At 49.7% G+C, this 12253-nt stretch carries 13 protein-coding genes; 5 read left to right on the top strand and 8 right to left on the bottom strand.

Translation table 11 applies throughout. From position 1 onward, the window contains the following. Positions 1-12 precede the first annotated feature (12 nt). On the top strand, positions 13-1797 hold the full coding sequence (locus tag DW915_RS07865) for an ABC transporter ATP-binding protein (RefSeq protein WP_117761029.1): 1785 nt from the start codon (positions 13-15) through the stop codon (positions 1795-1797). Between the two features lie 2 nt (positions 1798-1799). Here DW915_RS07865 and DW915_RS15900 read toward each other — a convergent pair whose 3' ends face one another. After that, a complete protein-coding gene (locus DW915_RS15900) occupies positions 1800-2153 on the bottom strand; it encodes a hypothetical protein (protein WP_173815799.1) in 354 nt (117 codons plus the stop codon). A 13-nt stretch (positions 2154-2166) separates the two neighbouring features. Between DW915_RS15900 and DW915_RS07855 the strand changes: the two genes are divergently transcribed. The 4 genes from DW915_RS07855 to DW915_RS07840 are packed head-to-tail and all read left to right on the top strand — an operon-like array spanning position 2167 to position 5216. Beyond that, a complete protein-coding gene (locus tag DW915_RS07855) occupies positions 2167-3120 on the top strand; it encodes a metal ABC transporter substrate-binding protein (RefSeq protein WP_243033804.1) in 954 nt (317 codons plus the stop codon). After that, positions 3120-3827 carry a metal ABC transporter ATP-binding protein gene (locus DW915_RS07850; RefSeq protein WP_022462193.1) on the top strand — a complete coding sequence of 236 codons (708 nt, stop codon included), beginning with the start codon at positions 3120-3122 and terminating at the stop codon, positions 3825-3827. The genes DW915_RS07855 and DW915_RS07850 overlap by 1 nt, the downstream gene beginning before the upstream one ends. Further along, positions 3824-4648, top strand: a complete 825-nt coding sequence (locus tag DW915_RS07845; protein WP_022462192.1) for a metal ABC transporter permease — start codon at positions 3824-3826, stop codon at positions 4646-4648. The genes DW915_RS07850 and DW915_RS07845 overlap by 4 nt, the downstream gene beginning before the upstream one ends. 43 nt (positions 4649-4691) lie before the next feature. After that, positions 4692-5216 carry a VanZ family protein gene (locus DW915_RS07840; RefSeq protein ID WP_118741897.1) on the top strand — a complete coding sequence of 175 codons (525 nt, stop codon included), beginning with the start codon at positions 4692-4694 and terminating at the stop codon, positions 5214-5216. A 97-nt stretch (positions 5217-5313) separates the two neighbouring features. Here the strand turns inward: DW915_RS07840 and DW915_RS07835 are convergent, their stop codons facing one another. From DW915_RS07835 to codY, 7 genes are all read right to left on the bottom strand, one after another. Then, positions 5314-6024: a peptidoglycan recognition protein family protein gene (locus DW915_RS07835; RefSeq protein WP_022462190.1), complete on the bottom strand. Its 711-nt coding sequence runs from the start codon at positions 6022-6024 to the stop codon at positions 5314-5316. 101 nt (positions 6025-6125) lie between these two features. Then, the gene (gene guaB, locus DW915_RS07830) at positions 6126-7583 is read right to left on the bottom strand and encodes an IMP dehydrogenase (RefSeq protein WP_022462189.1); all 1458 of its coding nucleotides are present in this window, start codon (positions 7581-7583) and stop codon (positions 6126-6128) included. Between the two features lie 69 nt (positions 7584-7652). Then, positions 7653-8162, bottom strand: coding sequence for a DUF6106 family protein (locus DW915_RS07825; RefSeq protein WP_118741896.1), 510 nt, complete (start codon positions 8160-8162; stop codon positions 7653-7655). Continuing rightward, positions 8155-8826, bottom strand: coding sequence for a hypothetical protein (locus tag DW915_RS07820; RefSeq protein ID WP_118719544.1), 672 nt, complete (start codon positions 8824-8826; stop codon positions 8155-8157). The genes DW915_RS07825 and DW915_RS07820 overlap by 8 nt, the downstream gene beginning before the upstream one ends. Positions 8827-9094: 268 nt before the next feature. Beyond that, positions 9095-10720, bottom strand: coding sequence for a chaperonin GroEL (gene groL / locus DW915_RS07815; RefSeq protein WP_022462186.1), 1626 nt, complete (start codon positions 10718-10720; stop codon positions 9095-9097). Positions 10721-10756: 36 nt separating this feature from the next. Next, positions 10757-11041, bottom strand: coding sequence for a co-chaperone GroES (gene groES, locus DW915_RS07810; protein ID WP_022462185.1), 285 nt, complete (start codon positions 11039-11041; stop codon positions 10757-10759). Positions 11042-11387: 346 nt separating this feature from the next. Next, complete coding sequence (gene codY, locus DW915_RS07805) at positions 11388-12209, bottom strand: GTP-sensing pleiotropic transcriptional regulator CodY (protein ID WP_022462184.1); 822 nt, start codon at positions 12207-12209, stop codon at positions 11388-11390. Positions 12210-12253 lie beyond the last annotated feature (44 nt).

Genomic DNA, 12253 nt, shown 5'->3' with positions numbered 1-12253 from the left:
AACAATACGATTATGGCTATCAATTCCAGTAAAGTAGATGAAGAGCAGAAAGAGGTCTTAAAGAGCGCGACCATCCGCCGCCTCTTCTCCTACTTAAAAAATTATAAACGCCAGGTTGCCGTCGTTCTCGTGGTTCTCGCCGTTACCATCGCGATTTCCACTGTGAACCCGCTGCTCCTGGAGTACGCCATCGACGTCAATATTGCGCAGAAAGACTGGCGTGGGCTTGTTGCCCTCTGCGTATTCATGGTTGTGATCAACCTGGTTTACGCGGCCGGTGTCCGCCTGCGGATGCTTCTGATGGCGCGCATTACCAACAACATTCTTCTGGAAATCCGTGACGAGCTCTACACGCATATCCAGACCTTAAGCTTCAGCTTTTTCGATACACGCCCGGCCGGAAAGATCCTGGCGCGCATCATCGGCGATGTCAACTCGTTAAAGGATGTGCTGAACGACGGTGTCACAAAGCTGATTCCAAACATTCTCACGATCATCGCCATTCTGGTGATCATGATGATCAAAAACATCTGGCTCTCCTTAAGTGCGATTCTCGTGCTGCCGCTGATCGCTATCGGCATGTATTTTATTCAGATCGTCGCACACAAGAGATGGCAGACGTTCCGAAAAAAATCTTCCAATGTTACGGCGTATATCCACGAGGACTTCTCCGGTATCCGCATCATCAAGAGCTTTACCGCAGAGCAGGAATCGCAGGGCGAGTTTGACCGGCTTCTTCTTGAGCATCAGAACTCCTTCATCCATGCGGTCCGCCTGGCGGATGGTTTTTCCGCTGTGATCGAAGTGACATGGGGCATCGGAACGTTTCTTCTGTATTTTATCGGTATTTCCGTACTCGGCGTGGATGCCGTTCCGATCGGTACGTTCACGGCGTTTGCGATGTATCTGACGATGTTCTGGGATCCGATCCAGAACCTGGCCGGTTTTTACAACAAGCTGATCACGAACCTTTCCGCTGCGGAGCGAATCTTTGAGATCCTCGACACACCGGCGGAGGTTGCCGACAAGCCTGGCGTCACAGAACTGCCGCCGATCAAAGGAGAAGTAACGTTCGACCACGTCAGCTTTGCCTACTCCGATGATCCGGACACGCTGGTTTTAAAAGATGTCAGCTTTACAGCGGCTCCCGGTGAGACGATCGCACTCGTCGGCCCGACCGGCGCTGGAAAGACGACCATTGTCAATCTGATCAGCCGTTTCTACAATATTACTTCGGGAACGGTCCGCGTCGACGGCCACAGCCTGACGGATGTCTCCATCAACAGCCTGCGTGCCCAGATGGGTGTGATGACACAGGACAACTTTCTCTTCTCCGGCACGATCCGCGACAACATTGCGTATGGAAAGCTCGATGCCACGGAGGAAGAAATCATTGCCGCCGCAAAGGCCGTGCATGCCCATGACTTTATCATAGAGCTGCCGGACGGCTATGACACCGAGATCAGCGAGCGCGGTGCCCGTCTTTCCAACGGCCAGCGCCAGCTTCTCGCCTTTGCCAGAACGATGGTGTCCGATCCGCGGATTCTGATTCTCGACGAGGCGACGTCCAGCATCGACACACAGACAGAAATTCAGGTGCAGCAGGGAATCGAAAGCCTGTTGAAGGGCCGTACCTCGTTCATCATTGCGCACCGTCTTTCTACTATTAAAAATGCGGACCGGATTTTCGTGATCGACCACGGAAAGATTTTCGAGCAGGGAACCCACGACGAACTGATGGCAAAGCAGGGTGCGTACTACCAGCTCTACCAGGCACAGTTCCGCCGGGTATCCTAAAATCAAGAAATTTTCTCAAAACTGCCTTTCTTTTTTACAGGGAAAGGCAGTTTTTTTCCCTCTTTTCTATAACTGGTTTTCCTTTCCTTGACAAATGAATCCTCCCTGCTATATGATGATAACTGATCTTTTTTCGGGGACATTTGTTCCCGTCTGCCGCTTCCCACTCCTGCGGCATTTGTCACGAAACAGTCTGATACGGAGCTTTTTCGAATGCCTCCGTGTTTTCTTTCAGAAAGGAGTATCATGACATTTTTTTCAAAAAAAACGTTACGCCTTCTCCTCCTTCCTGCCCTCCTTCTTCTGACGGGCTGTGCGGGATCCTCAAAAGAGACGGCGGATTCCCAGGAGAACACGAAACTCTCCGCCGTGGCTACGATTTTTCCGCAGTATGATTTTCTGCGCGCCATCGGCGGCGATCATCTCGATCTCCACATGCTGCTTTCCCCGGGTGCGGAAAGTCACTCGTTTGAACCGACACCGGGCGATATGATTACGGTTTCCGAATGTGATCTCTTCGTCTACGTCGGCGGCGATTCCGATGCCTGGGTCGAGACAATCCTTGATTCTGTCGATACCTCGAACAAAGAGGTAGTGACGCTGATGGACTGCGTTGACACCGTTGCCGAGGAAACCGTCGAGGGAATGGAGACCCACGGCCACGCACACGATCATGAGGACGAGGATGCGCACGACCATGAGGACGAAGATGCAGATCACGAGGATGTACACGACCATGAGGACGAGGATACACACGACGAATCTTCCCATGATCATGCGCACGAATCCCACGGCGAACAGGACGAGCACGTCTGGACCTCGCCGAAAAATGCAATGCGGATTGTCCAGAAGCTCTGTGATTCCCTCTGCCGCCTCGACCCGGAGCATGCGGATGAATACCAGGCAAACACCGCCTCGTATCTTGCTTCGCTTACCTCCCTCGATGAGGAATTTTCCGATGTCACAGCGAATGCCAGCCGCCACACCATCGTTTTCGGCGACCGTTTTCCGTTCCGCTATTTCGCGGACGCCTACGGCCTCGACTATTACGCGGCATTCCCCGGCTGCTCCTCGGAATCCGAGGCGAGTGCCAAAACACTTTCTTTTTTAATTGACAATATCACCAAAGAGCAGATTCCTGTCGTCTTCCACACCGAGCTGTCCAACGAAAAAATGACGGACTGCATCTGTGAGGCGACCGGCGCGAAAAAGCTGCTGCTTCACTCCTGTCACAACGTATCCAAAGATGATTTCGAAAACGGCGCCACGTATCTTTCCCTGATGGAACAGAATGTCGCCGCACTAAAGGAGGCTCTGAACTAATGGCTCTACTTACCTGCAGTGATGTCACCTTCTCCTACGAAGGCATCCCGGTCCTGACCGATGTCAACTTTGCCCTGGAAGCCGGCTCCTACCTCTGTATTGTGGGCGAGAACGGTTCCGGAAAAAGTACTCTGGTCAAGGGACTGCTTCACTTAAAAAATCCGTCCACCGGCTCGATCACAACCGGCGACGGGCTTCATCCAAGCGAGATCGGCTATCTGCCGCAGCAGACCGCCGCACAAAAGGATTTCCCGGCGAGCGTCTGGGAAGTCGTGCTGTCCGGCCGGCAGAACCACCCGCATTTCCCGCCGTTTTACACAAAGGCAGACAAAGAGGACGCGCTCCGCAATATGGAGCTTCTCGACCTCCTTCCATTAAAGAAACGATGCTACCGTGATCTCTCCGGCGGCCAGCAGCAGCGTGTGCTTCTCGCTCGTGCGCTTTGCGCCACAAAGAAACTGCTGCTCCTCGACGAGCCGGTCACTGGCCTTGACCCGGTCATGACAAACGAAATGTACCAGCTCATCCGCCGCATCAACCGCGAGCAGAACGTTACGATCATCATGGTTTCCCACGATATCCGCAATATTCTGCCGGACGCAACGCACATTCTCCAGCTCGACCAGAAGCAGGTCTTCTTCGGTCCGATGGACGAGTATCTGAAAACCGAGGCGGGAAAACAGTTTTTAGGAGGTGCTGACTTATGATTTCGAATCTGCTGAAAATGCTTTCTTATCCGTTTATGCAGCGTGCCCTTGTGGTCGGCATTCTCGTCTCTTTGTGTGCCGCACTGCTTGGTGTCAGCCTCGTGTTAAAGCGCTACTCCATGATCGGCGACGGCCTCTCCCATGTCGGATTCGGCTCTCTTGCAATTGCAGCGGCTCTCGGTTTTGCTCCGCTTGCCTTCACAATCCCTGTCGTCGTGCTTGCCGCCTTTCTGCTGCTCCGCATGAACGAATCCAGCAAGATCAAAGGCGACGCCGCCATCGGCCTGATTTCAAGCTCTGCGCTTGCGATCGGTGTCATCACGGTTTCGTGGTCGAGCGGCATGAACACCGATGTCAACAACTACATGTTCGGAAGCATCCTTGCGATGAGTGATGAGGACGTTGTTCTCTCCGTGGTGCTCTCCATCGTCGTGCTGATCCTGTTCGTCCTGTATTACAACCGTATTTTTGCCGTCACTTTCGACGAGACATTTGCCAAAGCAACCGGTGTCCGCGCAGAGGTTTACAACATGCTGCTGGCATTCTTAACCGCCATCACCACCGTCCTCGGCATGCGCATGATGGGCGCGCTTCTGATCTCCAGCCTGCTGATTTTCCCGGCACTGACCTCGATGCGTCTCTGCCATACCTTCCAGAGCGTGGTGATCTGCTCCGCGGTTCTCTCGGTGGTGTGCTTCCTTCTTGGCATGTCCCTCTCGTTTTTCCTGTCCTCCCCTGCCGGAGCGACGGTCGTAATCGTGAACCTGCTGGCATTCCTGATCTTTTCTGCGATTGCCAGAATCCGCGAGCATACCGCATAAAAAGTTTCCGATCTGACCTGCTTTGTTTTACCGGAGGTATTTTATGAATCGAATTGTAATTGCACTGTTAAAACCGTTTTCCTTCATCCCGGCGATTCTGATGATGTCGATGATTTTCTCCTTCTCTTCCCAGAACGGAACGGAATCCTCACAGCTCAGTGAAAAAGTGGCGCGCGGCATTTTCATCACGATCGACCACGTCATGGACCGCGGATGGGATGATGAAAAGATCCAGGAACTGGCTGACGAGTATCAGTACCCGGTGCGGAAGCTGGCTCATATGACAGAGTACTGTCTGCTTGCAATCTGTGTTTCGCTTCCGCTCTACGTCTACGGCCTGCGCGGCTTCGCGCTCACGTTTCTTGCCGGCATCCTCTGTGTCGCCTTTGCCGCGAGCGATGAGTTCCACCAGACGATGGTCGCCAACCGCGGCCCGTCGGTAAAGGACGTCGGCATCGACAGCATCGGCGTTCTCTTCGGCATCACGTTTGTACGGCTGTTCTGCTGGATTGCACTCGGCGGAAATACGAAAAAAAGAAAGCGGCGCAGACGGCGTTACTATTACTAAAAATATTGGATAACAGAAAAATCCCCGTTGGAAAAATCATTTCTCCTGAAACTGATTTTCCCAACGGGGATTTTTTCATTTTTCTTAAAAACAGCTCTTAGGAAAGTGAATCCGCATACGCCTGAATATCTGCCTTCATCTGAATCCAGGCATCCTCATGCTCCACGTAGTACAGAGGACAGAGCTTTTCGGTTACATCATAGTGACGGATCACATCGTCCGAAGTCAGATTGAACCGCTTGCATAAGAAACCGGCGAGCTGGACCACAGAATTGTATGTCTCATCGGTAAATTCACCGCTGTCATCCGGGTGGCAGCATTCAATCGAGATTGTATCGAAATTACGCTGGTTCGATGCATACGACCATTCACTCGTCGGGATACACTGAACGACTTCTCCCTCGATGCCGACGACGAAATGGCTGCTGGCCTGCGCCTCCTGCGTCTCAGGCAGGTTTTCAAAGTAATCACGGTTCTGCATCGCCGTGCTTCCCGGGTTTGCGGTGTAGTGAATAACGATACCGTCCACCTTTTTCAGCCTCGTCTGCGGTCTGGACCAGCTGTTCGGCGTCAGAAGCTCCACATCAATCGGCGGAGCGCCGGTCCAGTCGGTGATATCGTTGTCCTCATAATCAGAACCGGAATAGTCAACGGCCGTGATATCACTTGCCGTTTTTGCCACACGGCGGATGCCGCTGTAAATGCCGACGCAGATCAGCACCACCAGAACTCCCGTCAGAAACATTCTGCGGTGAAGCTGGCGCTGCCTCTGTTTTCTTGTCATTTTTCCCCGTCTCTTCTGTGCCATATGTTCTCTCCCCGCTGCAAATAAGCGCCCCCTCATTTGAAAAGGCAGAAGCTGAAAAGTTTCTGCCCTTTCCCCCTTCTGCCTTTTGCGACTTTTTATTCTTATTTATCGTCCACGCTGTAGTTCGGAGCCTCTTTGGTGATGTGGATATCATGCGGATGGGACTCTTTTAAGGATGCTGCGGAAATCTTCACAAATTTTCCGGTCTCCTTTAAGGTCTCAACATCTTTCGCTCCGCAGTAGCCCATACCGGAACGAAGTCCGCCGATCAGCTGGAATACAGTGTCCTCTACGAGGCCTTTGTATGCTACACGGCCTTCCACACCTTCCGGAACCAGTTTCTTGGCGCCGGTCTGGAAGTAACGGTCTTTGCTTCCGTTCTCCATGGCTGCGATGGATCCCATTCCACGGTATACTTTGTATTTTCTTCCCTGGAACAGTTCGAAATCTCCCGGGCTCTCATCGCATCCTGCGAAGATGCTTCCCATCATGCAGACATTGGCACCGGCTGCGATAGCCTTTGTCATGTCTCCGGAGTACTTGATACCGCCATCGGCGATGATCGGAGTTCCGGTCTTCTTTGCTTCCTCATAGCAGTCCATAACGGCTGTGATCTGCGGTACACCGATACCTGCAACGACACGGGTCGTACAGATAGAACCAGGTCCGATACCGACTTTAACAGCGTCTGCTCCGGCTGCGATCAGGTCTCTTGTTGCCTCTGCGGTTGCCACGTTTCCGGCGATTACCTGCAGATCCGGATAATGCTCTTTGATGAGACGAAGTGTTTTGAAGATATTTGCGGAATGTCCGTGAGCGGAGTCGATGACGATCACGTCTACGTGTGCTTTTACCAGCGCATCGACACGATCGAGCACGTTTGCCGTGATGCCGACTGCGGCACCGCAGAGCAGACGTCCCTGCTCATCCTTGGCGGACAATGGGTACTTGATGGTTTTCTCGATATCTTTGATGGTGATCAGACCTTTGAGGTTGAAATCGTCATCGACAATCGGAAGTTTTTCTTTTCTGGATTTTGCAAGGATTGCTTTTGCCTCGTCCAGCGTAACGCCTACTTTTGCAGTGATCAGGTTTTCGCTGGTCATGGACTCTTTGATTTTCTTGGTGAAATCAGTTTCAAACTTCAGATCACGGTTTGTAATAATACCAACCAGTTTTCCGTTCTCGGTAATCGGGACACCGGAAATACGGAATTTTGCCATCAGATTATTGGCATCTTCCAGGGTGTGCTCCGGAGACAGATAGAACGGATCGGTGATAACACCGTTCTCAGAACGTTTTACTTTGTCTACTTCTTCTGCCTGCTGCTCAATCGACATATTCTTGTGGATAATACCGATTCCTCCCTGACGTGCCATGGCAATTGCCATACGGTGTTCTGTAACCGTATCCATGCCGGCGCTCATCATCGGGATGTTCAGCTTGATCTTCTTGGTCAGATGCGTAGTCAGATCTACCATGTTTGGGGTTACTTCAGAATACTGCGGAACCAGAAGCACATCATCGAAGGTAATACCATCACCAATAATTGTACCCATTTTCTTATCTTCCTTTCTTCTTAAGTCTTTTTGATTTATCACCTAATTTAACACAAAACAAAAAAGCTGTCAATCCATAAATACTTTTCTTGGTGCGCGGTTGCGGATATCTTTTAACATCACTTCATCCGGTTCGAAGATCACCATCTGCATTGTGTTGTCCTTGGAGATCACAAATGCATACGGTTTGTGGCCCTGTCCTTCGATTCCGGAGGAATAGTTGTAACGTTTGATGCTCTGATTGTTTTTGTAGGAATCGAGCTGATGGGACTGGTATGGAGCCAGGATTTCCATGTTGGAAAGCTCATAGCTTGCGGCTCTTTTTCTTCTTGACTGCGAATAGATACGGTCGATGTCGAGCTCGCCGTTGACGTACAGATACTCAAACTCTACCGAAAGCTTCGGGATAAAAATATAGTCTACGATTCCAAGTACCAGCGCAAGAAGCAGAATCAGCGGATTCATCATAATTCCTGCGGCTGCAAAAAGAACGGTAAAGAAGATCAGAACTCCTTTGATCACCTTGTCTTTTCCTGTCTGCTGTTTTTTCACCAGCACTTCTGTGTAAAGATCACTCATTTACTCCATCCTCCTCAAGATATTCGATCAGTTTTGCTACATTGTCCGCGTTCTTTGTATTGACCAACACGGTCAGATAACACGGCTCATAGTACGTAAGGCCCATATCCTGGTACTTTTTCAATTTGGAAATGTCGAGGCAGGTATCTCCCGCCTTTATCCCGTACTTCTCACACGTCGCTTCGTCAAACAGTGTGGACAGATCCAGAAAATAATCGTCTTTGCTGTAGTTGTCGTACACGGCCTGTGAACAGATCAGAGCATCCATGCTCTGTGCGGCAATCACGGCTGTGAATTTCATCAGCGTGTTGTAATCCGCGTTTTCCAGGTTTTCACCGAAGCTGTAGCTCGTATCGATGCTTACCTTTTCGTACTTATCTCCGGTTCCGAGCGCTTCTTTTAGGTCCTCCTCGATCGGACTTACATCCTGCAGTCCTGCGTAATCCACTACGGCAATGCTCACGAGGTCATAATACTTCGCATTTTCATGGATATTCACAATCGTGCCGATGATGAAGATAACAGCGATGATGCCGAAAATAACAGCCTTGTAGTATTCCCAGATATAGGCCAGTTTCTCTTTAAAATTCATTTTCGACAGCTTCTCTTTTTCGAGCTGCATCTTCTCCTTCCTTGTCATGTCGGATTCATAACGACTTGCCATGTGTGTTTCTTCTCCTTTGTTGTATTTCCCCCAACATCCTACAAATCAGTATAGCATAAAACGCCGGAAGCGTCCATATACGCCGCCCGGCGAAAGCATGAAAACTTTCTGAAATTTTTTGTAACGATTCAGAGCCATGCGAAATGGAAGAAAAACTTTCCACTAAAAAACCGGCCGGCAAAGACAGGACTTCGGAACCCATGTTCCGCTACGGTCTTTGCCAGCCGGTTTTCTTATTTTGTTTTACCAGACATTTTTATCCCGGAAATTACATCATTCCCATTCCGCCGTCTGCGCCTGCCGGCATAGCCGGAGCCGGCTCTTTGATGGTGGAAACTACGGACTCGGTGGTCAGCAGGGTTGCGGAAACGCTGGTAGCGTTCTGCAGTGCGCTTCTGGTAACCTTAACCGGATCAAGGATACCAGCCTGGATCATGTCTACATACTCTTCGTTGTATGCATCAAATCCAACACCTACTTTGGACTCTTTTACTTTGTTGATCACAACAGCGCCTTCCAGACCTGCGTTTGTTACGATGTGGAACAGAGGAGCCTCGAGTGCTTTCTGTACGATTCTTGCACCGATCTTCTCGTCGCCGTCCAGGCTGTCAATCAGCTCTGCAAGCTGTGTTGTTACATGAATGTATGCAGAACCGCCGCCTGCGATGATACCCTCTTCTACGGCTGCTCTCGTTGCATTTAAAGCATCCTCCATACGGAGTTTTTCTTCTTTCATCTCGGTCTCGGTTGCTGCACCTACACGGATAACAGCTACGCCGCCTGCCATTTTTGCCAGTCTCTCCTGCAGTTTCTCTTTATCGAACTCAGAAGTGGTCTCCTCGATCTGGGATCTGATCTGGCCGATTCTTGCTGCGATGGCATCTTTTGCGCCGGCACCGTCAACGATAACGGTGTTCTCTTTCTGAACTTTAACAGATTTTGCACGTCCGAGCATTTCCAGAGTAGCGTCTTTTAATTCCAGACCAACTTCCTCGGAGATCACCTGGCCGCCGGTCAGGATTGCGATATCCTCGAGCATTGCTTTTCTTCTGTCGCCGTATCCCGGTGCTTTGACAGCTACTACGTTGAAGGTTCCGCGCAGTTTGTTGATCACGAGTGTCTGGAGAGCCTCGCCCTCTACGTCCTCAGCGATGATCAGTAGTCTTGCGCCGCTCTGTACGATCTGCTCCAGCAGCGGAAGAACTTCCTGAATGTTGGACAGTTTCTTATCGGTAATCAGGATATATGGATTGTCGAGAACGGCTTCCATTTTCTCCATATCGGTGCACATGTAAGCGGAGATATATCCACGGTCGAACTGCATACCTTCTACCAGCTCCAGCTCGTTCTGCATGGTCTTGGACTCCTCGATGGTGATAACGCCGTCTTTGGAAACTTTTTCCATAGCGTCAGCTACCATCTGGCCTACTTCTTCGCTTCCGGAAGAAACAGCTGCAACTTTTGCAATCTGCTCTTTGCCTGCTACCGGCTGGCTCATCTCTGCAAGGATCTGAACAGCTTTATCGGTTGCTTTCTTCATTCCCTTACGAAGAACGATCGGGTTCGCACCTGCTGCCAGGTTTTTCATTCCTTCGTTTACCATAGCCTGTGCCAGAACGGTTGCGGTTGTGGTACCATCACCTGCTACGTCGTTGGTCTTTGCAGCAACTTCTTTGATGAGCTGTGCGCCCATGTTTTCAAAACCGTCTGCCAGCTCGATCTCTTTTGCAATCGTAACACCATCGTTTGTGATGAGCGGAGCGCCGTACTGTTTGTCCAGAACAACGTTTCTTCCTTTCGGTCCAAGGGTTACACGTACGGTATCTGCAAGCTGGTTTACACCATTCTGAAGAGCGTTTCTTGCCTCTGCTCCATATTTAATCTCTTTTGCCATGATTGTCATGCCTCCTGATTTTTACTTGATTATTCTTTATTTTACAACTGCCAGAATGTCATCCTGTTTTACGATGATGTACTCTTCATCTTCCAGTTTGACGTTGGTTCCTGCATATTTGGAATAGATTACCTGATCTCCGACTGCAACTTCCATTTTTACTTCTTTGCCGTCTTCTACTTTTCCAGGTCCTACTGCGATAACCTCAGCCTGCTGCGGTTTCTCCTGTGCCTGTCCCGGAAGTACGATACCGGATTTTGTGGTTTCCTCTGCTTTTAACTCTTTTAATACAACTCTGTCACCTAAAGGTACTAACTTCATTTATGTTTCCTCCTTCAAGATTTCATTCAGTTTTATTTATTAGCACTCAGTTCATTCGAGTGCTACTTGATGGTTCTTACTATAGTGTTTTCCACCTCATTTCGCAAATGCATGAATTTTGTAATTCTCTTTTTTTCTCTCGTGATAACTCTTAATTTCTCTTATTTCCTCGTTTTTTCTTATTTTGGCAATTTTTTCATATTTTATACTCTCTTTAGAATCTAATTATAGTTTATTCCTAAAAACGGGAATGATACCATTTTTTTCCGCTCCCCGAATGCTTTTTGCACAAAAAGAAACGGCGCCATTCTTAAACGGCTCCGATTCTTTTCTACATTCCACTTTTTTATTTTTTCGCCTCGTCCGGATGGGCATCGCCCTTTCCTTTCAGGTTCTTTCTTGCTTTGATCTCGTCGAGTTCATCAAAGATATAATCATTTAATACCTTGATATACGTTCCCTTCATACCGCTGGAACGGGACTCGATGACGCCTGCGCTCTCGAATTTGCGGAGGGCATTTACGATGACGGATCTTGTGATGCCGACGCGGTCTGCAATTTTGCTTGCAACCAGAATGCCCTCATCCCCGTTCAGTTCATCAAAGATATGGATGATGGCTTCCAGTTCGGAGAAGGACAGCGTGTTGAATGCGGATTTAACCACCTGAACCTTGCGGTTTTCCTCCACATTTTCCTCGTTGACGGAACGCATCATTTCCAGTCCGACAACGGTTGTGCCATACTCACTGACGATGATATCGTCGATATCGTATTGCGGGGTGCAGCGGTACATAAATACGGTACCAAGGCGTTCTCCGGCGATCTCGATCGGGCAGATAATTGCGGTGTAGCGCTCTACACCAGGCCGCTCAAAGCCGAGGGTCTGTAAATTGACGTTCTCTTTTGTGGAGAGTACGCCGAGGAGACGCTCGTTTAATGCGGCATCGACATAACCGCCCACCTTATCCTCGATCAGCTCCGTAATTTCTTCCACGCCCGGGCAAAGGCTGATGCCCAGCACTTTTCCTTTTTTACTGATCACCAGGATATTGGAACTTAACGTTTCCATCAGGACTTCACAGATATCGTTGAACACGACCTTCGTGGAGTGATTGTTATGAAGCAGTTTGTTGATTTTTCTGGTTTTATCCAGCAGTTGTACGCTCATGTTCTTCTCCTTTCTTTATTTTCTGCATTTTTTTGGCGTATCCG

It is taken from the genome of Blautia sp. AM42-2 (assembly GCF_003480245.1).
Classification (GTDB): Bacteria; Bacillota; Clostridia; order Lachnospirales; family Lachnospiraceae; genus Fusicatenibacter; species Fusicatenibacter saccharivorans.
Note: the sequence above shows the minus strand (reverse complement) of the source record. Positions and strands in the feature narration are given on the sequence as shown.